This is a genomic window from Vibrio penaeicida (genome assembly GCF_019977755.1).
GTDB lineage: Bacteria > Pseudomonadota > Gammaproteobacteria > Enterobacterales > Vibrionaceae > Vibrio > Vibrio penaeicida.
This window is the reverse complement of record NZ_AP025146.1, coordinates 28,180-50,359: the sequence shown is the minus strand read 5'-3', so window position 1 is coordinate 50,359 and position 22,180 is coordinate 28,180. Positions and strand designations below refer to the sequence as shown.

Sequence of the window (22,180 nt, the reverse complement as noted above, 5' to 3'; positions counted from 1 at the left end):
TCACTTGTACCTTTAAAGTTCATTTATTGTAAAGGTAAAACCCCAACATGCAGAAATTACAGCAGCTTGAATTGTTCGAAACTGTTCAACAAGCCTATCTAGATAGCGGTGGCCAATTAAAGCAAAACGAACTGTATCAGTACGTTGAAAAAAGTCTTGGTGTCGACATTGCAAAATTCAACGAGATGGTTGGCAGTCAAAAGTGTAATGTTTTCAAACGTAAAATCAGATGGATTCAACAATCGCTAAAGCATAAAAAACTTCTCGTAAACTGCGGAAAGGGAGTGTGGAAACTCGATGAAGAGGCCAAATCAGAGCTACACACAGTTGAAAAAAGCAAAGCGGTTATCGCTTTATCAACGGAGCTTGGGCTTCTTATTTGTGCTGATAATAAAACAGTACTAAACAACGAGTATTTGGACGGGGAAATTCAACTTTGTCTGACATCACCGCCCTATTGTCTACAGAGCTCGCTAGATTACGGTGGTCCAACCGATGAACAGCGATGGGTCGATTTTATCATGGAGACAATCAGCTTACTGCTGCCGAAATTAGCAAGAGGCGCCAGTATTGCATTGGTTATTGGGATTGATAGCTTTAAACCCAATCGTCCAGCTCGAACTACGCATGTAGAGCGCCTTACGTTGGCGATGACGGATGTAGGATTAGAGCTGGTGGATAAGTACAGCTGGATAAGTAATAAAGCACCAGGGCCAATTGCTTGGACAAGTAAAAGACCTGTGATGCTGAAAAACTCATACGAAACGATTTTGCACTTTACCAACGATGCTGACCATCTTATGAGTGATAATCGCCGAGTCAGACTCAGCCATACAGAAAGTCATAAAAAGTTTGTTCAAATGGGCGGTACGAAACGCGCAGCGAAGAGCGCGAGTGGAAAACACAATAAACGGATTGGCGATTATTCCAGAACAGATCTGAGTAAAGGCAAGATAATGACTAACGCTTTCTATTTTGCGAATACGTGCGCTGAAAATCGTAAGGTACACAAATATTGTGACGAAATGGGGCTTCCCCGTCACCCTGCCGTACTGCCGTATAAGTTGTGTGAAACCTTAGTTCAGTTTTTATGTCCTGTAGGGGGGTTAGTCATCGACCCATATTATGGAAGTGGTGCTGTCGCTCAAGCATGCGAATCAACTGGACGGAACTGGTTAGCAATCGAAAAAATTGTTGAATATGTAAAAGGCTCCTTTAAGCGGTTCAGTAATCATTCTGGCGACCTGTTTATCAACCCTGCCTTTCTACATTAAAAGATGGAAATTGGTGGATAAACAATCAAGGTCTGTATTTATGTTATATGTGTGCTAGAATTTACATTAATACAGCAAGTAGGAAGTGATCATGCATATTTCAAAAGAAGCAGAGCAGTACATTCTTCAGTGTCAGCTAATGGCATTCGATGAAGAAGCATCTGAGAGTGAAAACACTCAAGGCACTGTGCTCGCTAAATCCAAATCCGAAGCTCGTAAGCTTGTGGAACAAGGTAAAACAGTAATCATAGACGGCAAAACCATGAGTAAAGTGGAAGGTCGCACCTATATTGGTGGTTCTGAAGCAATCCATCAAAGATTACGACTGGGTAGAAACGATGTCGAAATGATGAGTGGTGCTATGCGTGTAATGCAGCAGTACATAGACCACGGCTCACTTGATCGTATGTTAAACCTGCTTCAAAAAGACGCTGAGAGTAGCTTTGATGATTTTAAAGAAGCGATTAAGCCTCATTCTAATATTGATGAGACACAGTATCTTATTGCGAAAGACTTGAACGAGATTGAGGCAAGAGCAAAAGATTACCCTCTCATTCAAGCAAAGCAAGCTGCAACAATGTTTGGTGAATTAGGTGCAGCTAACCCATCAAGGTTGGTTGGAAAGCTTAAAAAAGAGCACAAGATAATTGGCTTTTACTTTGGCAATTCTCGTAATATCCAAATACCGGTTTTCCAGTTCGACCCGATTAATTTGGGTGTGTACCCACCTGTAGAAAAGCTTTGCCGCATGCTCGATGGTCTAAATGATTGGGGCGTATATAAATGGCTGACAACCTTTGATGAGGATTTGGAGTGCACGCCAGCTCAAGCATTAAGTCAACCAAAATTAGAAGGTGACCTACTTTACTTGGCAGGTCTGTTCAAGTCTGAGAGTACGTTAGCTAGTTTGGACTTTGTTGCTGAAGGGCAAGACAATGAATAATACTCCGCCCTTATTAACAATTGAGCCAGGGCGTCATTTCTATCGTGCATTAAGAAAGTCGTTTGACGATAGAGGTAACCGCAATTATACCGCAATTGATCCAAACCCATTTCTTAACGTGGATTTCATCTCGGATACTAGGGCGACTTTTAAGAATGGCGCTACCGTTGAGGGCCGATTCTCTCCGTTTCGCTCAAATGGAAAAGCTGTGCCGGCTTTGTACATTGCACCCACGAAAGAAACGGCTTATTTTGAAACGGTGTTAAGACCTCAAGCGACTAGAGCTAACAAAACATTGTCGGCGAAGGAGTTCGATGACTTAGCTGTGGCTACGATTTCTTTTGAGGAATCTTTGACTCTGGCTGATTGTCGTTCTGCATATCTTAAAGGTGGTCTAGAATCGTTTTGGGATATGACTTTTGATGATTTGTTCAATAAGTCCCAAATGAGATGTATGGATAATGCCAGGACGTTAGCGAAGCAAATATATGAGACTTACCCTGATGTCGATGGCTTAGTTTGGGATAGCGTTCAACAAGGTAATATTGTTCCTGTATACATGCTATTTGGCCCTCAACGTGAAGCAACCATTCACTTAGAGATCGATGCTTGGGAAGATATACCGACATGGAAGCCTTACCTGTACCAAGCTGTTAGCCAACAAACCTTATCCGTCGATAAAGATTTAGCGGCGAAACTGTAAATTCTAGCTAGGGCATTGAATCTATATAGATAAGCGGGGGCAATTGCCTCCGCTTTTAGATTAGGCTCTCTTAATGTCAGCAAAGAAAAATTTGGCAAACTTGCTTTCATACTGTCCACTCATAACCATAAGTAATGTCCAATTAATGCATCGGAACACAAGCATAGATTTCATTGTCAGGACAGCTCTCATCCACAGATACTTCCACCTGTTCTAAAGCAAGGTTGACTAGCACATCATCATCAAAGGTCTTCTTCTCACGCTCGAACTCGGTCATATTCGTTGCACTCATTTTAATTTGAATGGGTGGTTGCACGCCTTCGGCTACTGCTCGCGTCGCGGTGAAAATTACTGAACTGATGATCCTACTTTCATTCATAGTGAATTGCCTATTTCGTATATCCAATGTAGTTATACCTATTAGCGAAACCCTAAATCACCAAAAGTGCATACATACCTACATTTCTATCTGGTAATCTAGACACCGAAAAACATACCATAGTCACACGCTTTAATACCCTATCCGCGCCCGCTTTAAGTTTCACGTTCACACTGAAGACCACCGCGACAAATAACAAAAAAAATAAAAAAAAACCGAAAAAAACAGGCCGCAGCGCACGCCTAAGGTTGGGTATCCCTCGTTCCTCGGGGATTCTGCAGGAGGTTGATGCGGAGCGCCCGTATTACTGCTCATACCCTTGTAGGTATGTATGCAGTTTTGCTCGATTTGACCAATAACCTACGAAATCCGACAAAACCCATGCTCTATGTGATCTTCCAAACCGGCACTCAATATCCTTTGGTTCTACTGAAAACCACACTAATAAGCGAAAAAATGAAGACAATTTCGCCATTAATTCCATCGACTAATTGCCCGCGCAATTGGGCTCGAAAGCATTTATTTTTTGAGGTGAAATAATTCGTCATAAAAGCGAGACTTGGATCGCATACGTATAGTCAAACCTGCTCATATGTTAATGAAACATCGTATCATAACTGCATATGAAACAAGGACTTTCCATGATGAAGAACATCACCATCAAAAACAAACTACGCCTCCCCCTCTTCTTAATCATCGCCCTTTTTCTGTTCAGTTCAGGAATCAACATTAAATACGCTTGGCTCCAAAACGATCTGACTCAGCAGCTGAGCAGCGCGAACCAAGCCTCTGTCAATTTGAACGATGCGTACCGAGATTTGTACCAGGCCAGTTACGCGGTGTCGGGCATGACAATCGCAGATTCTCGCCAAGAATTTGAAGTGCACAAATTTGAATATGACGACAACGCATTTAGAGCGGCGCCGCGACTACAAAGTGCCGCGGCCATAGCCGAATTTATGCCGACTAACTTCATGAATGATGTCGACACCATGGTTCAATCCACCAACCAATGGTTGTCCAACTATGAAATGATCAAACAATCTGACGAAGTTAATTGGGCTGATGCCTTTTATGAAAATCGCTTAGAGGCATTCCGTCTGTTTTCGATTGCCAGAGATGATCTGAATGTGGTTGGGGATGCAATCGAGCTGAAGATTTCTCAACTGGAAATGGAAATCACCGACGCTCGTTTGTTCGGCGAACGTGCGCTAGAGTTTAGCATCGCGCTCATTGTCGTACTGACATTAGTGATCCTCATGCTTTACAACAAAACAGTCATTCAACCAATTTCAGCATTGAAAGTAGCCCTGCAAAACATCGCCAGTGGTGATGGTGATTTGTCACAACGACTTGTATCAAACTCAAACGATGAACTTGGTGATATTTCTGTTGCCTTTAATACGTTCGTCCATACAATTCAAAACACCGTGGCCAAAGTTACTGAAACTAGCCAGTCGATTCACGATGAATTGCATGAGCTCAAAAAAATCACCGCTCAGATCTCAACGTCCACTTCCATTCAGCAAGCGGATAGCCAAGCGGTTGCCGCCGCGGTCGCTGAAATGCAGCATGCTTCTCACTCTGTTTGCGAAAATGCCAACATTACGGCCAGCTCTGCCCATCAAGCCAATGATCAAGTTGAAGCGACTTCTCACACGATCAAAAATACGATCAATGAGATCACTAATTTAGTTAACGACGTGGAAACTGCAGGGGATGTGATCAACCAGCTGAATAACGACGTTGATAAGATAAGCTCTGTACTTGAAGTAATCCGTGGTATTGCCGAGCAGACAAACTTATTGGCGCTCAATGCTGCCATCGAAGCAGCCCGAGCCGGTGAGCAAGGCAGAGGCTTTGCTGTTGTCGCAGATGAGGTACGTTCATTAGCCAGCAGAACCCAGGAAAGTACCGGTGAAATTCACTCTATGATTGAACGACTGCAAAACGGTGCAAAGCAAGCCGTAGATGTCATGGAACAATCCATTGCGAGTTCTAACCACACAATAGGCAGCGCCGCGCAAGCTAACGATAGTTTAAGCTCCATCGAAACGGCTATCCAAGATATGTCTGAAAAGACAGACATCATTGCCAATGCCGCAACCGAGCAGTCCACAGTGAGTAACGAGATCACTCAAAACGTTCAAGCAATTGCCGATGCGAGTAACGCCATTGTTCAAGTTGTATCTCAAGCCGCTGACAGGTTTCAGCAAATGGAAACCCAGAGCCTTTCTCTAAACAAACTGGTTCGTCAGTTTAAAATCTGATCCACTGATGGCCCCACTCCGGTGGGGCTCCATTCCCCAATATTTAACCAGAACTGTTTTCGCTTTTTGTGGTACTCACTCTAAAAGAGGTTGTTACCATGAAACTCAACAGTATTACTGCCAACATTACCTGCCGAATCGGCATTCACCAGCACTCAGGCGATGCCAATTTCTGTACTGATTGCGGAGTTCAACTCAAGAACGTCACCTACAAAAGCTACCTCGTCATTTTAAGAGACAAACGTAAGCTACTAACAAGCGCTCTGAGTGAAAGGCATGCTCTTCTCAATGTAACCCTTGGCGACCCAGACTTCCCCGAAGAAGAACCTTCAATCCATCCATGCGAAATAAAGAAAGTGATCGAAGTGACGTCGACTCGATTTTCCGATTTAGCTTTGCTGTAAAGGAGCGGTTATGACTAACTTATCGATACCTTTCATTGCGCTTTTTCTCACTTTATCTGCTTCTTCACTGGCTTCTGATGCCACACCTTCACTCGAAGAGCTGAAAGTCAAAGCCCTCAAGTATGACTTGCTCCGTGTCAGTCCTGATTTTGTCGTTGTTGGTGAAAAGATCCTCGAAGCTCTCAATTCAGGGAAATGCGGCGTTAAGGAGTCCGTTGATTTTTGGGAATCTGACTTAATCGGCGATGACGCTGAATACGGCGATATCACGACCGTGATGTTGGCCATCATGGAAACTCATGATGTTCTTGAGCACCCTTATTATTTCGAGAAGCTCTTTAAGTCGGTCAAATGTAATGGCAATAAGTGGGCCGCCAATTTTCAAGTTCAAGTCGAAAGCAAAAGGAAAAATGCTCCTGGCACTCAAAGCGAAGCCGCCCAACCATCACCTGCAACTGATAGTTACCACCAGCTGATCTGACGTTTGTAAAAATCCAACCCTAATTAATCAGGTGAAATCTATGTTTATTGTTTTATTTTGCATTGTCGCCATTACGCTATGGTTGCTAAATAAGTTTGTCCTGCCATTCAACAATCAGCCTCTTAGTGACAACCCTGCAGTCATGAATCCTGTATTGCCTGTCAAAAAAGAGACGCCAGCATACAAGTTGGCGCTCCCCACCCTGACTAAAAGCAGCCCGACTTTGTTTCTCGATATAGATGGCGTCTGCCATAAGAACTTCGATGAGTCACTTAGCCACCTACCCATACTTGAAGCGTTCCTAGAGGAACACAAAGGGGTTCAAATCGTTATTTCAAGCACATGGAGAACCACTTGTGAAAAAGAGTTTCTCGCCCGGTGTTTGGGTAAAAAGGTCTGGGCTTCTGTTGTTGGGTTCACTCCTATTCTTGGAACTCGCGAACAAGAAGTTTTGTCGTTTGTGGAAAGTCATTCTATTGAGCATTTCGTATGCCTGGACGATGACCGAACCGAGTTTTTTGGAGGAGTACCTGTCATTTTTACCGATCGCTCTAGTGCAATAACTTCGAGGGAAGTTTCTCAACTTAGCCGTTGGTACCATCGCGCCCGATAAATTCCCTTTTCGCTTTTGGTCTACACAAACTGTTCGCTATGGAGATCCTCATGAAAAATTTCCCTACCATTTTATTGGCTGCTACAGCCTTATTCTGCTCCACTACCTCGATTGCAAAAGTGATTACGCAACCTCAACCACTAGTCGTTGATGACGCAACAAGTTTTTCCGATATTGTCTGCGGCAACGTGAAAGGCCAAGGCAGGCAGAAGTTTGTACGTTACCAGTATGAGCGAAAGCAGTTTCCAACCGGTTTCTTGGAGGCATTAGACCGAGAGTTTGGGGAATACTTTGAATCGATTGAAAAGCATGCCGATTACATTGTTTTGGTAAATATTGACCAAAGAAGAGTCATCGAACCCACCAAGATTAAGCAGTGCAAAAACGATGTAGTGCTCTTTGCCTTGCAAAGCATTATTCCATTCTAACAACTCGGCAATCAGGTTGAAATTCGCTCTTGTCTTGTACACATCGAATTTCAACCACTTGTCGGCTGGTCTTCAAGTGGGAAAGTGTTCAATAGTTGAACCACAAAGGAACTAGCCATGTATCACCTCTTTCATTCGATTTACGACTCTCTGTTTACCCCAGTGGGCAAAAAAGACAAACGCATGCTTAAAGATTTAGGGTTTCAGACTAAATCTCAATTGATTGAAGATACGATTGAAACCCTATCGGCTGTACAAGATACCTATGGGTTACTTAGCTTGCTCTGTTTTCGCCGACTGCACAGCAACGGCTGTCCGACATTATTCATTAATTCGAAGGCCGACTTCGATTACCTTTTGAAACTTCAATACGACTATAAAAAACTCGATCCTCGCCGCCATTTGACATTTGAGCACAACACTTTTTCCGTAGCACTTCCTAAAGGCATAAAGGTTGATGGCCAAAGCTCCTCATTACAGGGCTTTTTGGTCACAGTAGGTGACCGCGATTACTACGATGAACTGTGCGCCGAAGCACAAGGACTCCGCCACGCAGGGGAAGAAATGATTAAGGTCATGTTTAGGGCAGAAGATGGGACCGAACTGTGTGTGAGTTTAGAGTTTGAAAACATACCGTTATTACTCCAGTCCAAGACTGCTGATGAATTTGATAAAGCCTTCTATATAAATTCAAATGGAATGACGGCCGATCTAACTCAATTCGAACGAGTGCAGCAATTCACGTATCTAAAACTCGTTGTTGCCTTAGCTATTTATGAACAAGCAATGCCTGACGATTTTTCGTATGGCTTCCCTGATAGCCTCAAACTGATCCACCTACCCAAAAGCAAGAATTTTACCCATTATGCGCCCAAGAAGATTTCGATTGAGGGTGTATCCAAACAACAAAAGGCTTGTGTGGTCGCGCCTTTTCTAAGGCAATTAAGCGATCCAAAATATTACCGTGGTGAACACAAAGACAAACCTATTGGTAGTCGTTGGATTCTGGTCAAAATGCACACAAGAAACCAACGGATATCGCCAAGAACGGTGCGAGTATCAAACTAAATAAGAAGGAAGGGTGGCCAATGGAGCTACCCTTTATCTTTAAGAAATCGATAGAATTATGCTGTTGAGTATTCAGGTTATACCGCCAGCTGAAAGGGACATTTAAGCTATAAAGCCATTGGCCCCTTCATCTGAAAGCAATCTGCATATTTATCAAACGATTTATAAACGTCTCGAGTTAAAGTCGTTTGCCCTGTGAGAATAGAACCAAACACAGCAACCAAGCCGTTTACCCCATTAGAAGCTTTCAAAACCTGTTCTAGCATAGCAACTGGATATCCTTTGCTATGCCTATTAACGGCATGTAGACCTCCATGAACGTAGGAACTAAGCGGTTTCCAGGAGTATTCTTTGAACTCAAGAATGGGATCTATTGCATTTTTGGGAGCTTTCTTCTGTAACTGGCTAATCATTTCGCTCAACATCGGCAAGTTGTTAGCCCGTCTTTGACTTTCTGTATTTAACTCTGCAGTAAGTTTGCTTACTGCTATGTCACTAGCAGCATACAACACCCACATTCCACGCACTAGACTCTCGAACTGAAGCCTCAAGAGCCCTAGAGCAGAAGTAAAATTTCGTGTAGCGAGTAGAATCTTTAAACTTTCAGCATGCTCCAAGGATACGCTGCACATTATCTTGCTTACTCTAACCCTATCAGACCCATCGTAGAGCGGTTGTCTTAGAACATAATCAACGTACTTCTCATATTCAGCTGATCTTGCGAGTAAAATGTCGATGGCATGCTCCTTTCTTGTAACGGGCAATTAAGGTGTGAGTGAGGTTCAAAAATTGTTAGTCATACGCGAATTAATCTGGTTCATGAACCACGCTACAATAGTCAGAGCCGAGTCTAGCAGGCTTTAGGCAACGTTTGCCTTGCTTCGTATTAGCTTTACACCTTTCAATGGACACAGCCTCTTTATAAGAGTACTTCATCCCACTTTTATGCTTTTCATTCGGTTCCTTTTCATAGACTTCACACACATAGGAAATCCAATGGTTGGATAGTTCGCCCTCAACCACTGACACGCTACCATCACCATTTTCCACAAAATGTGATTCACGCTGAAAACTAAGAGTCGTTGGCAGTCCTCGCAATGACATATTTTCAATGACTTCTCCATCTAAACTGCCACCAATTAATGAAATGCTTGTGTAGCCTCTTGGCATATAATTTCCTTATTATGTGTAATAGCGTATCGCGCCGCGTTAAGAAATGAGCAACGCTACCATTCAGTTAAACCATCTTGAAGTCAGGTTGCTATGTGGATTTATAGTATGAACTTGAGACAAATTCAGAGGCTTCAGTTTGCTTACCGAGTACAAGCAAATACAGGTCAAGCACAGGAGGTTTGATTCTTTGGGTTAAAATAGAGTATGACTGTATCGTTTTCACCACACCAATCAATTCCTTATCAGTAGGGGGCTTTTCTGTTTTTAGAAACTCCAAGATTCGAGCAGCCTTAATCACTGCAGAATCCGGCTTTATACAGTCATAGCCCAATGAAGTCAGTAAATGTAATAGTGATGTTGTTCCTCTAAAAAAGGGAACACTATTATTTTCAAACTCTTTTTTAAGGTTTTGAAAACCTACCCAAAAGGCTTCTAAGTCAGAATCGGTCATAATGCTTTTTGGGATAGAAGAGCTCACTAGCAGTTCACTTATCTTTGAAATTTTTCTGGCAAGCATGACGATGTGAAAGACTTTTGTCTGCTGACGAATACCTTTTATGTTTTGCCAATGAGCATCTACCACATCACAAGGGTTTAATTTTGAGACCTCTGTTACCTTAAATTTGAGGAACGCCTTATCGAGTGCACCACTATGTATTATCTGTCCAACACTTTTTGACCTAGCTTGCTGACTATATACAACTAGGGTTGCTAAATGACGGAGCAGACCGTCGGGGTTAACGAGGTTTACTTCGTTTTCTTTGCTCCTACGAGCAAAGTGTTCATCAAATATTGGAAGCTTGTACTTGTCGATACTCTCGATCATTTGATCAATGTTCTTGATTGTAGATTCTTCCATGATTATACCTACGCTTGTTGAAACACTTATCGCTCAATTTGCTGTGAGTAAAACCACCACACAAACTTAAAACTTGGTCGCAATCACTAAAGCCTATCCCAATCACTCAAATCGCACCGCTTGGACGTCCAAAGGTAATACAAACACATGATCACTGTGTAAAATGAGCTTGCCACCAACGATTCATAAAGTGGATGAAATTCGGAGGCTTCAGCTCGCGAAGATCCAAGCAAAGACATTAGCGTAAAAAAGAATATGAAGCTCTCAACGAAACGAACCCATAAATTACGCCAGAACGGGACATAGAATGGTGGCCTCAACTTGAAACCGGCTTTCCTAAGCCATTGGTGCAACATTGGGTTGTAATTGCACTTCCAGATCCGAGCAGTTTCTAGCTCGCTAAATGCACGCTCTAACTTCCTTTCATAGCTCATGTTCTTCCTCCAAAACATGGAGAAGAATACACAACTAGGCACCTATTCACTTCGAGATACTTCAAAAATAACAGAAATGCTCTTAACGCCCATAGTAAGTTATGAATAGAGCACCCACCTAACAGGCCAAAACTTGATTAGAGCTCAGAATACAAAAGGTGGCGATCTGTCTAAATCGATTGTTAGAATTAAATGTGACCATATCTGTAAATGAAAAAATGATGAGTTTTCGATTCATAGACCCCAAGATCTAGCCCTTCAATGTGCCAGCAAAACTTTGGCTTTTTTGGTATTGGATGTTCATTACCCTCATACAACTCACTATGAAATGCTGAGTCGTTCAATCTGCTATCAACTTGATTAATCACATGTATGTACTGCTGTGCCATAGAGTGCAAAAATATCGGATGCCCAGAGGTTGTTATCGGATGTGACATATACACAGAACCGGGAGCCAAATCTTCAGAAATGATGTCATCATATATACGCGTCATTCTTTCTCTCTCGGGTGACAACACTGGAGAACCAGAGTCAAATACAGAGTGATCAAATAATGCTACAGCCGTTAGTTCATTACGAGTAACTTGTACAAATAGTACTATATTACCCTTGTTCGACTTTCCTGATTTCAAGTGCAGATGATAAAAACCTTTTGTATTTAGTATTTGGTCTTTATCCAGCCATGAGTCATTATGGCGTTGAATATTTTCTTTCGATGTATACCCTTTTGACAGCACACTATTAGACAAATGATCTGTCAGATCATGCCCCAAAGACGCTTTCGTTAAGATACGAAGTACATCGGCTTCACATTCCGACCACCTTGAGTCCATAGTTAGATAAGGTTTTATAGCTACTTTTCGTTTTCTAGTAGGTATCAGACGAGCCGACCAATTCAAGTAATGAAACAATACCGAGCTCCAACTTTGAGCTTCTAGCTCTTCCTTCACTTCTTTCGTATTTGGAAAGTAAGGCATTGTTTTAATTAGCTCATTTTTGAGTTTTCTTATGGTTTTGGATTCACTCATTCAAAATACCTTGAGTAATACATAGCGCCGATCGTTGCGAATATACTTGAAATGTTTGTTATGCAGCTGGTGGTGATAACTTGGAATTGGCTATTCTTACGATCTTTCGAACAGGCAGCAAATGAATTTCAGCAATAATTGCGGATACAAAACCCATTATCACCACGGGAATGCCAACCGAAAAACTAAACCACATTGCACTACTTAACTCTGCCTGCCCCCATTGGCTATAAATCGACGATAGAATTGAAGAAAGCGCAATTGTCAAAGCGATAAGCTGAGTCCAAGTATGACTCGACAAAACAAAAGTGTTTGAATAGGCACTTTTCCGAATAATCGCCTTACCCGTTAATCCCCCCATTTTCACTCTAATGCTTGAATTGCTGCCGGATACTTCGTAGCCACCAGCAACTAATTCATCAATTAATTCTTCCACTTGAAATTCCTTCTGTGAGTCGCATAACGCCCAAATAAGTTGTGAATTACTCAGCCGCTATACTCAATTGGAACACTATAATCATGAAAGCCAGCTTGAACCCAAATTGCCAAATCTTCGTAATCATTCATAAATTGTTTGTTAGCCCTTTACAAATAAGGAAACCATGAGCTTAAATCCTTTAAACGATGCCCATCATAGTGTTCAGGGTTAGCGATTGCCTGATAGGAATTAATTAAACTCACTGTTGATGGAATAATGAGCAAACAAAATAGCCACTGAATTGGATCGGCAGAGCCTAGAACAATTGTCAAAAAATTAGCAGAGCACAATGCCAAAACAACCCAATTACCCCAAATCATTAGTCTCTTGTATCTGCTGTAACCTACCCAATCATAAACAAACCAATCGTTTGAGAAACCCCCACATTGAGAACACTTTTTACTCAGAGGAATCGACTCAGACTCAGTATTGCAATTTGGGCAACGTCCTTTCATGGCGAGATTTTCCTTTTCGTGAGGGCTGAGTAAACGCCGTCAAATATTGATTGATGTAGCGTATTGTTCACCGTAGACCGAGGAGGTTGATAAGTCTCGTTTGATAATTAGTTCGGCAAGTTTTGCCCACTCTAGGTATGCTGCCAGTCTTGTTTGGAAGCCTTGACCCGGCTTCTTCATTTTCATTTCTTTCACGTTATGCTTTATTGCCAAGCGGTGAATTTGCGTTCTTATTGACGCGATTTCAAGTTCGACCTTAATAAATGAAAGAACACGTTCAAGGTAAGCTTTGTTTGCGGCTAAAGAGCGTTTGTTTAGATAAAAATGCGGGATTCTCTTAACACTCACATCCTGCCAATTGAGCAATGCCCAAGCAGAACGAGCTTTAAAGTTCGAGTCCGAAGTGACTTTCTTGGTAAAGCAAGTATTACAACTAACGGTATGTTGATCTTCGATTCTTGATTCAACCGGCTTTTCACCACAGCCAGTGCAATTAGCTAGGAAATTAAACTCTAACGGCGACTCAAAGCCGAAGTCCGAATAATCATCAGTAAGGTAATCTTTTGACTCTTTAAGCAGGGTTAATCTCTTATTAAGCTGCTTTAGCTGAGTTATGCCGAGCTTACGACGCTCTGAACGTGTCAACTCGGGTTTTTCTTCCTCTTTGATAGCCTGAGGAGCTTCGTTTAAGTAGCCTTTATTGAACTTGAAATGAAGGTCGCTGGAGACATTAGTCGTTACTGATTTGAAGAAATGACGGTAAGCATCATCTAACTCATCTTTTGAAAGTTTTGGTAAATCAAAGCTCTCTATATGCGTTTCTTTGGCCAGATAGAACGCCTTTTTTATACCATGTGTGTCCAATGCGTATCGTCGGTATATCGGCCCTGTCTTTTCGTCAAAGCCTATCAATCCATGTAATCGAGCTCTAGTTCTAGACACCCGAAGCTTCATACCAATAGTGCCGGTTCGTTCGTCCGGTGTATTGAGGACCTTTTGGCGGTGCAGTTCAACATTATTGATGGTATCAGAAAGCTCTACAGATCCTTTTACGACCGTAGCCACGATTGATGGGATTTCTTGGGAAATTTGTTGAAGTAGACTTTTCGGTACTACTTGAACAAGATGCCCAATAAATGTTGAGTACAAGCGATTTTTGACAGAATTATGCGTCTCTAAGTTGAAAGCTTCAAAGTGGGTATCAATCGCTTTGGTGAAAGCCCCTTTAACACCATGCGCTTTCACTGAATATTCTTTGACTAGATAGCTCCCTGACTCTTTTTTTCCTAGTATTGCTTGAACAACAATCGCCTGTCGGCGCTTGTCGATGGATACCATTAAACCTGGAACACCCGTAGTGGGTTGAATCTTCTTAGTGCAGCTGTAAACATCATGATCGATATTTTGAAAGTTCTTTTCTGCATAAATACGCAGTAGCTCTACAACATCAGTGTATATATCGTTTTCCCCTGAAAAAGACGATTGCTGAACAACGATGTTAGAGTTGCCTAAAATCAGACTTTGTTCGTCACTGACTTCAACCTGTACGAATCGTTTTTTCTCGGCGTAATTATCTTTTAGAAATTTCAGTGCGGTTCTGATGTCTTTAAGTGCCAAAGCTCTTTGGTCATCATTGGGAGTTCGGGGCGTGAGGTTATTCAGTTCGTTACTTCTTGGCTTTCGTTTTTCGGCAAGCCAGGTTGGAACAAGTTCATTCATCGCCGCGTACTTACCAAGAACCGTTTCTAGGTCAAAGTCACGTAGATTTATGGATCGAGAAATATCTTTTCTGATGCCATTCAAAGTAACTCGGATTTTAAAAATAAGCGCAGGGCAAACCGTTTTCTTTTTGGGTTTTAGGCTTACAATACTGACATTAATTGAATTTTGCTTTGCCTTCCGACCTCTCTTTAAACCCTTTGGAGATTCAGTTGCAACTGGCCTCTCTTGGTGGGATTTATACATCGTCTTAATAGCTTGAACAGCAGCAGTAGCGTAATCGGCCTTAGTTCGCTTTGTATCTGATTTAGGCGTGACAAAAGACTTATTAATTAGCACTTCCCCACGAATAATTCTACGAGCTGTGAATAGATTCAAACTTTTATTGAAAGTAACTCCTACGGGTAACCACATATCAAAGCCCGCGACTTTTCTACGCACGACTGGTAACTTCGTATTTTGCTCAATGCGATTATTTTTACTGTGTGATAGATCAGTTTCTAGTTTTGGGGAATATGGGTCGTAGAAGTCCATAATATACAAAATCCTTCATATCCTTATGAACCAGAAAGTTTGCATGAGGAGTTGTCTCATTTCAATACGGTGAATGGTTTACTTTTGTGTTAAGCCGCATTTTTGATTCCTTATGCTTCAAATGACTGCCTTTTATGCAGTTCTTCTTGAATATCGCACCTAATGAGACTTTCAATTTCAGTCCGGTCCGGCCATTTCCATACGACTAACATCAATAGATTTATAGTCGCTAAGCTCATTAGATATGGTACAAAAATAAACGTAACTTCGATTGGTAGTGGAACGAGGCTGACTATTAGCATCCATGCAACTTGGAAGACTATCGTATTCTTTACCCACCAGCTCGCTTTCAATAGTGTAACCAACCAAAGTGATTTGAGTTCTATTCTACGCCTGTCTTCAATCATCTCTGGTGAAATGTTTAATCCTTGAAGCTGCTTGTCGGTCATTTCTGTCAAGTTCATTTCACCACCATCATATTCACTATTCCTTTGCTTCATAGAAACCTCAGTTTAAGTCGTATTCAGAAGTAATAGCGAAAACATAATCAGCGATGGGAGTGTTTCGCTTATTAGGTGTAATTCACCCTCAAGGAACCAAACCACGATGAGAACTATCAGATCACCTCACAACATGACTCGCCGATTCAAAGCTGTGTTACTTAGAATGATTGGATTCAGATTCAGGCAGAAACTGAGCTGGGCCTTAATAGCCGCTTCGGTGCTCGTGTTGCTTTCTTCTCGATGTTTTATGCTCATTTCAGACGACTATGAGATAGCCGAGTCCGTTTCAAAAATTAAAAGCCATACCTCAACAGCGTGGATTTCAGTTGAAGTACGAAATCGCAACGAAAACTCATATGACCTACTCGCCACATTAACACCCAAATCAGATGCCCTTGAGCTCTATGGGTATTCAAAGGGGAAAGTAAATTCAGACTTAAAGTACCCTTATTACGAACTGTCGCTTATGCAAAAAAGACTTGATGACTTACCAATAATCCAAGAGGAAATAAAGGCATGGGAGTTGAGTATCATCCAAGATAGCGACCGGACAATTAACCCTTCTTTTAAGCCGGTAGCAGATATCCAATTAGCGCTATTTGATAAGCAATTGTCTAACTTCATCGTGCATAGCGTGATTGAAAAACTTGGATTTATCGCCATGTTTTCAATCAGTCTATTTTGTCTTTTCCGCCGCATGATGAAGTACGAACCAGTTGTATTGCATTTTCCAATCTTTCTGGGTTCATTGCTCGTGTCCCTTTTACCAATAATGAAGTATCTCTGATTCGAGAGATTAGCTATCAGCAATGTGCTTGTCGGGAAGACTTTATGTTTTGAAATGAGTGTATTCAACAACACGCTTGTAATGATTATGCTTTCATTGACCCCCACTGATTACGCGCCAAAGCCACCAATCCTACTGATTGGTGGTTTTGATGAGGGTAGCCCTACTCACAGAACCGTTTTCGATGAGATATCGACTAACAAGGCCAAGGCGCAAGTATTGGTGTTGTCTGGTAAGTACGGGCTTCTTCGTAACTCCCTGAACATTATGCCGTCAGATTTCAGCGAGATACCAGACGACAAAGCAGCCATTCGAAAATACCTAAAGGCGCATAAAACTGCGATCGCCAATGACCTTGAAAAGCTGATAGACACCGATAGAGACATCTACATTTTTCTAGCTAAAAAGCAGCTCAATATACTTGAAGCATGCTTTCCAAAAGGCCGATTTAAAGCTTACTTGAGCAAGTTTCGAAAATATTACGTCTTTAGCGAGCGCGAAGATAGTTCCTTAACCGAGGCCTTAAAGCGCGTTCTGGTGAGTATGCACTCCACCCCCTACCCTTACCGAATTTATCGAAGTGGGGTGTCAAATGTTGAAGAGCTAGCATACTGTCAACATGCGAATCCCGTAGGAGTCTCATTGCATTATGTCAACACCAAAAAGAATCTCGACCTGTTGCATGCGATATTGAAGTACGCTGAATCGGTACCGGTATTCATCGACAATGGCATAGTTTCAAAGCTCGCAGTTGGGCAAGATGTCGATACTGGATTTGTGTTTGAAGAGTACGAAAAAATCATCCGTAATGTGACTCAAAAAACAGCAAAGAATATCACCTTAGTGATCCCAGACAGTCCATTCAATCCCAGTCATGCAATTAAACTGATAAGGCAAAACCGACAAAGCATTCTCTTTCTTTTGAGCCGTTGTAAATTGATATTGCCAATCCACAAAACTTACCCATTTGAAATCATCAAAGAACTTGTGGAGCTGCTCAACTGCCACAAGAACATCGTTCTTGGTGTTCCCTGCCTCCAAAACAAAAATGCAGATCTGAGGCTATCACTAGACAAAATCGAGTCTTTATTTCGTCTCAAAGTGAGTCTTAACGGCAAACAGCGTCCAGCTTTCAAAGCGGTTCATTTTTTGGGAATGTCGGAGTTTAGTGCGAGTTCTAAGTTAAAGCCCAGACTGATGCTCTCTCAAATCTATAATGTGAAATGTTCACTAGACGCAGGAAGAACAGTGTCTGTATTCGGATACTACCAGACTAAAGATGGTAAAAAGGGTCGGGCTGCAGAGAGACTTAAACCACACATTAAAGAAGCAGATAAGCGCGCCAAGGTGCTATCAAGTTCCACATTTCAAAACCATAACTTGCATTCGGAGTTACACCACCCACAACGAGCAGGGTTAGTAACCCGTGATTTCTACCAAGATATGGGCAAAAAACCCGAGGAGTTTGCTTTTAAGTTAAGCGTGATTTTAGGCGAGCATGTAGTCGATGCAGCTATGAGTCAGCTCAATGGGACGCAATTGGAAAAATTGGCAATATTCGTAAGTGATAAAGCTGTAGCTACAGCAATACTCGAAGCACTAAAGGTGAAACGTTGGGAGCGATTTTTACCTTTCGTGAACGTTGCTTCCATGCACAGTAAGGAATTACGCTTTGAGGCATTGAGGATTCTCAACTACCGAGCTAAGAATATCCCGCAACAAGGCATGCTTTTCTCATCAATGCTTGGCTAGTCATAGCGGTTATACGCTATTGAAAACTCTCAAAACTAACGGTCTTTACAGGCATGACCTCCAACCCTAGAACAAAAACGTAAACTCAATAATATCAGTACCTTACTGTATCGCTAGAATATTCATTTGAAATATACAGAACAAACAGCGATGAGATTAGCACCAAAAACTAACGATCTTACGGTTGGATGATCGATTGATAAAGACACAAACATGCACCCAACCGTAAGATCGATACGAATACCTAGCGAACAAATAAAGGATAAGATCTTACGGTTAATGGAGTCATGATGAGCAATATCGCGCCAGTGGCCATTTTCTTACATGCTTACAGTCTAAATTTGCTCAAATTCTCTTTCCATAAGAGCAATATATGACATGGAACCGGATCTGTTGACTAAATTTCATACGCTATAAAACTCAAAGCTCAGTAACGGAACTTACAGGCATGAAAATTTCATCACAAGATATGATCTTACGGATGATCTGACGCATTGAAATTGCTCACCAATTAGATATTCATTCTTATGCTAGGAATTAACGGCCAAATTTACGGACGAATCAGCGATGAATATTTGGTTAAAAAGCTATCGCTATAAACAAGAAATCAAAATTACTGGAGTCACAGGCATGGAACCTTAACAGCCCATTTGTTTTGATCTTACGGTTGATTTAACGGGTAACCTCTTCAGAACGTCCCGGCAGGCCAGTACAACTCTACAATACGCTAGAAAGCAATTTCTAAGGTTACGGAAACAACAGGCATGAAGAAATTGGCTAGGGATGCTTCAAATTTGAGCAAAGTGGAGGTAATTGATACTTATTGCCAATCGAAAGAAGATAAACATGAGCGTAAATGCAAAAATTCTGTTTAAATTTCATACGCTAGTTCAGGTCTTTACTATTAACGGAACTGACAGGCATGGAATGAGATATGATCCTTCGGTTCATTTTGACCAAGAAACTATAGCTGGTAAGGATGTCTTGTATGAATTGTCAGCTATCAACTAAGAAGCGGCATACGCTAGACTGACCTACCTAAATTTACGGAACAAACACCCATAGAATAAGGGCTAGACAGCACAAATAAAAACGTAGCAAACACAGTGATTTAGATACGCTAGAAAAACTCGACTCAAATCACGGTTTAATCAGCGATGAAACTAAAAGATAGATGCCCATTGCACTAAACACCTCCAAGTGGCATTTATACAAAGAAACTTAGACACTCTGAATAAGCCTCATAGGTGATCTAAATCACATTTTTTAAAACAAGTGAATGATCAACGATGAAAGTCAATTTAAGTGACTGTTTTATTTGAACTTTTAAATTGGCAACCTTGATTGAATTGTAAGATCATTAATTGAACAACCTGTGCCTAACCTATGATTTTGCGTATAACCTGTTGAAAACAACCGTAAGATCATAAGCACGCAATCGTAAGATCAAATATACCCAAGCGTAAGATCTTCTGAGGTGTCCCGTAAGATCGTATCTAACCACTCGTAAGATCATTAAAACGTGACTAAAACTATACATTGCAGCTATCCATCAATCCCGAGACCGTACGATCATATCAGCATTATGCTTAACCAATAGAAAGCAATGACTTACAGGAGATAATCCATGGCTGCTTTGAAGTGTAAGATCATACAGACTTCAATCCTTAACTTCTCAATCCCATGACCGTATATCAATGAATATCATCTCTAATCATCTAAAAAACAAAAATAAAACATAGTTTAAAGATTATTAGACGATCCGTTCTTCAAGCTCACCAACTGGAAGTTGAAAATTTTATGATCGGTGATAGTATTCATAACATACGAACCTAACAGTGATGGACTGATGACAATTGAGTTAGTGGATCTAATTGATCTAAATGAAATACAATCCGTTAAACGAAAGAAGTCTTTCATCCACTACTTAGGTCATGAGGTAGATCTCTTAACCGTCATTGACCAGTACGAAGCTAAACTTAAACTTGCCCCAAAAGCTAAGATAGTTCTTCACTATTTATTGTCAGCATCAGCTAAGCACATCAATAAGTCTGTTGCTAACACTGTTCTTTTTGATGAAATAACCAAGCTTTATAAAACGCCACCAGCCTCTTTGAGAGCTTACGTTGCTGACTTTCTGAACAAAGGCATATTGAAAAGTATTCCATGTTCTTATAATGGCACCAATGAACATAGTATCACTGTGTATGAGTTTAGTACTCCAGAACTCTTGGCAATTTCAGCATCTTCTCTAAAGCTAGATACAAGCAAAAATTCTAATGATAAAAGCTCACGTGAAAGTGTCACTTCTCTTCTATCAAAACACAAACTTAGTCATGAAGATGTCGAAGTTCAACAACATATGATGCCAACAGGCTGGTACTACCACGATAAAGTAATACCAGTTGAGTTTTTAGCCCTTGCTCCAAAAACAGCTGTCGGAAAACGATCTGATAAGAGAGTCTTTACTCATAGATCTGGTAACAACGTAACTGCCAAGTATGAAATCGATGCGCGAGCTCATACCCAAATTACTACTCAATTTGCGTTTCAGGTACTCAATGCAATTCTTAATCTAGCTATTGCTTTTAATGCAAAAATGTTAAGAACCAAAAGGTATGAGAAAGCTTTTCAGGAGATCTCTGTCCCGATTAAGATGGTGCATTTAATGAACATTCTTGGTGTCACTGACAGTGGGCCGATGAGAAGTTCTATCTACCGTAGCATCTTGGAGCTTCGTGAAACGATTTATAATTGGTCAGATCTTTTAGGCCAAACACTTGATAACAGATCTAAGGCTTTTAAAACTAAAGACTTTCAATACATTGTTGGTCTAGAGACAAATGCCTCTATTGCTCCAAAGTATGATAATAATGGTAACCTAACAACTAAACCTTCACTGTTTATTATTACGTTACACCAAACAATCATCACTGAGCTTTCCGATTTAAAACTACTGTTTGGTATTCCATCTAAAATTGCTATTGGCAATCCGTTGACCTTCCTATTTTACTTAACCCTACGCCGAGAGAGAGTTGAAAAGGACTCACTTCTGCTTGAAACAGTTAAAGAGAAGATGTTTTACATGGGTTCAGCTGCTCAATTGCAAAGAGAGCTGCTTAAAGATCTAGATAGGCTTTATAAGTTTGATGAACATTCAAATTTAGTTAATGATTCTAGCTTTCAATATAACTTATGTGGCTATCACCTAAGATTTGGAACAAATCCAGATGGTGAGAAATTGGTATATGTTGTTGTTGATCCTGAAGAGATGATTCAGCTGACCGGGGCCAAATATGATGAGAGTAAAGGTGACTTAAATGCCCCTACTTTACCTAACCCAATCTATGGTAATCAGGAAACCGTAAAATCTACGATTCAAAATAGCAAAATCAAGGTCTTCACCAATGATCTAAAACGCGACTTTATCATTGCATCGACCAGACGCTCTGCTCTTTATAAAAAGTTCACCATAGGTGGCGGAGAGTACTTGCTTAGCGCTTATGATTCTACTGACCACTTAGAGAAGATAAGCCATATCATGTCTATGTACATCGATGTTGAAGAAGATATAGCAATGGCTACTTTGCTGAAACTTCAAAAAGAGCTCAAGATGGTTAGCTATGGTTCCCTCGTTGTTGATGAACAGCTGTTCTTTCAATTGAAGGAGTACATTGCGATCAACTTTAATATGAACCTGACCGTACAAGAATTGCTCGACTCCGTTAAATCGTATCGCTTAAATAACATTAAGAAGTGGTGCGAAGGTAATCTTGAATACGTTGCGGCGCAGGTCTATTCAGATCTTTTGGATAAAGACCCTAGTTTGTACGATGAAGAACCACTTTAAGAACATAAGAAGACTCCAATCTAACTAAGATTTCATAACGAAAAT

21 protein-coding genes are annotated in these 22,180 nt (G+C 41.1%); 12 read left to right on the top strand and 9 right to left on the bottom strand.

Going from position 1 to position 22,180, the window contains the following annotated elements:
* Positions 1-47: 47 nt before the first annotated feature.
* From LDO37_RS29055 to LDO37_RS29045, 3 genes are all read left to right on the top strand, one after another.
* The gene (locus LDO37_RS29055; protein ID WP_126605866.1) at positions 48-1,274 is read left to right on the top strand and encodes a site-specific DNA-methyltransferase; all 1,227 of its coding nucleotides are present in this window, start codon (positions 48-50) and stop codon (positions 1,272-1,274) included.
* A 91-nt stretch (positions 1,275-1,365) separates the two neighbouring features.
* Positions 1,366-2,217 (top strand): hypothetical protein, encoded by an 852-nt coding sequence (locus LDO37_RS29050; RefSeq protein ID WP_126605867.1) that lies wholly within the window; start codon positions 1,366-1,368, stop codon positions 2,215-2,217.
* A complete protein-coding gene (locus LDO37_RS29045; protein WP_126605868.1) occupies positions 2,210-2,920 on the top strand; it encodes an RES domain-containing protein in 711 nt (236 codons plus the stop codon). The genes LDO37_RS29050 and LDO37_RS29045 overlap by 8 nt, the downstream gene beginning before the upstream one ends.
* A gap of 142 nt (positions 2,921-3,062) precedes the next feature.
* On the opposite strand, the gene LDO37_RS29040 is transcribed toward LDO37_RS29045, so the two are convergent.
* Positions 3,063-3,299, bottom strand: a complete 237-nt coding sequence (locus tag LDO37_RS29040) for a hypothetical protein (protein ID WP_126605869.1) — start codon at positions 3,297-3,299, stop codon at positions 3,063-3,065.
* A 641-nt stretch (positions 3,300-3,940) separates the two neighbouring features.
* Between LDO37_RS29040 and LDO37_RS29035 the strand changes: the two genes are divergently transcribed.
* From LDO37_RS29035 to LDO37_RS29010, 6 genes are all read left to right on the top strand, one after another.
* Complete coding sequence (locus tag LDO37_RS29035) at positions 3,941-5,569, top strand: methyl-accepting chemotaxis protein (protein WP_185829687.1); 1,629 nt, start codon at positions 3,941-3,943, stop codon at positions 5,567-5,569.
* A 98-nt stretch (positions 5,570-5,667) separates the two neighbouring features.
* Positions 5,668-5,973, top strand: a complete 306-nt coding sequence (locus LDO37_RS29030; RefSeq protein WP_126605871.1) for a hypothetical protein — start codon at positions 5,668-5,670, stop codon at positions 5,971-5,973.
* Positions 5,974-5,983: 10 nt separating this feature from the next.
* On the top strand, positions 5,984-6,454 hold the full coding sequence (locus tag LDO37_RS29025) for a hypothetical protein (protein WP_126605872.1): 471 nt from the start codon (positions 5,984-5,986) through the stop codon (positions 6,452-6,454).
* A gap of 40 nt (positions 6,455-6,494) precedes the next feature.
* Positions 6,495-7,067 carry an HAD domain-containing protein gene (locus LDO37_RS29020; protein ID WP_126605873.1) on the top strand — a complete coding sequence of 191 codons (573 nt, stop codon included), beginning with the start codon at positions 6,495-6,497 and terminating at the stop codon, positions 7,065-7,067.
* A gap of 50 nt (positions 7,068-7,117) precedes the next feature.
* Positions 7,118-7,495, top strand: a complete 378-nt coding sequence (locus tag LDO37_RS29015; protein WP_126605874.1) for a hypothetical protein — start codon at positions 7,118-7,120, stop codon at positions 7,493-7,495.
* A gap of 117 nt (positions 7,496-7,612) precedes the next feature.
* On the top strand, positions 7,613-8,563 hold the full coding sequence (locus tag LDO37_RS29010) for a hypothetical protein (protein WP_126605875.1): 951 nt from the start codon (positions 7,613-7,615) through the stop codon (positions 8,561-8,563).
* A gap of 107 nt (positions 8,564-8,670) precedes the next feature.
* On the opposite strand, the gene LDO37_RS29005 is transcribed toward LDO37_RS29010, so the two are convergent.
* From LDO37_RS29005 to LDO37_RS28970, 8 genes are all read right to left on the bottom strand, one after another.
* Complete coding sequence (locus tag LDO37_RS29005) at positions 8,671-9,195, bottom strand: DUF6988 family protein (RefSeq protein WP_126605876.1); 525 nt, start codon at positions 9,193-9,195, stop codon at positions 8,671-8,673.
* A gap of 175 nt (positions 9,196-9,370) precedes the next feature.
* Positions 9,371-9,733 carry a hypothetical protein gene (locus LDO37_RS29000; protein WP_126605877.1) on the bottom strand — a complete coding sequence of 121 codons (363 nt, stop codon included), beginning with the start codon at positions 9,731-9,733 and terminating at the stop codon, positions 9,371-9,373.
* Positions 9,734-9,824: 91 nt separating this feature from the next.
* A complete protein-coding gene (locus LDO37_RS28995; protein ID WP_126605878.1) occupies positions 9,825-10,595 on the bottom strand; it encodes a hypothetical protein in 771 nt (256 codons plus the stop codon).
* Positions 10,596-10,681: 86 nt separating this feature from the next.
* A complete protein-coding gene (locus tag LDO37_RS28990) occupies positions 10,682-11,029 on the bottom strand; it encodes a DUF6404 family protein (RefSeq protein WP_126605879.1) in 348 nt (115 codons plus the stop codon).
* A 188-nt stretch (positions 11,030-11,217) separates the two neighbouring features.
* The gene (locus tag LDO37_RS28985; RefSeq protein ID WP_126605880.1) at positions 11,218-12,057 is read right to left on the bottom strand and encodes a hypothetical protein; all 840 of its coding nucleotides are present in this window, start codon (positions 12,055-12,057) and stop codon (positions 11,218-11,220) included.
* Positions 12,058-12,115: 58 nt separating this feature from the next.
* A complete protein-coding gene (locus tag LDO37_RS28980; protein ID WP_185829688.1) occupies positions 12,116-12,493 on the bottom strand; it encodes a hypothetical protein in 378 nt (125 codons plus the stop codon).
* 536 nt (positions 12,494-13,029) lie between these two features.
* A complete protein-coding gene (locus LDO37_RS28975; RefSeq protein ID WP_126605882.1) occupies positions 13,030-15,243 on the bottom strand; it encodes a hypothetical protein in 2,214 nt (737 codons plus the stop codon).
* Between the two features lie 110 nt (positions 15,244-15,353).
* Positions 15,354-15,743, bottom strand: coding sequence for a hypothetical protein (locus LDO37_RS28970; RefSeq protein ID WP_126605883.1), 390 nt, complete (start codon positions 15,741-15,743; stop codon positions 15,354-15,356).
* A 106-nt stretch (positions 15,744-15,849) separates the two neighbouring features.
* Here LDO37_RS28970 and LDO37_RS28965 point away from each other — a divergent pair, with 106 nt between their 5' ends.
* The 3 genes from LDO37_RS28965 to LDO37_RS28955 all read left to right on the top strand — a co-directional run bounded on the left by LDO37_RS28965 (position 15,850) and on the right by LDO37_RS28955 (position 22,135).
* Positions 15,850-16,533, top strand: a complete 684-nt coding sequence (locus LDO37_RS28965) for a hypothetical protein (RefSeq protein WP_126605884.1) — start codon at positions 15,850-15,852, stop codon at positions 16,531-16,533.
* A 54-nt stretch (positions 16,534-16,587) separates the two neighbouring features.
* Positions 16,588-18,285, top strand: a complete 1,698-nt coding sequence (locus tag LDO37_RS28960; protein ID WP_126605885.1) for a hypothetical protein — start codon at positions 16,588-16,590, stop codon at positions 18,283-18,285.
* A 1,849-nt stretch (positions 18,286-20,134) separates the two neighbouring features.
* Positions 20,135-22,135, top strand: coding sequence for a replication initiator protein RctB domain-containing protein (locus LDO37_RS28955; protein ID WP_126605886.1), 2,001 nt, complete (start codon positions 20,135-20,137; stop codon positions 22,133-22,135).
* Positions 22,136-22,180: the final 45 nt, after the last annotated feature.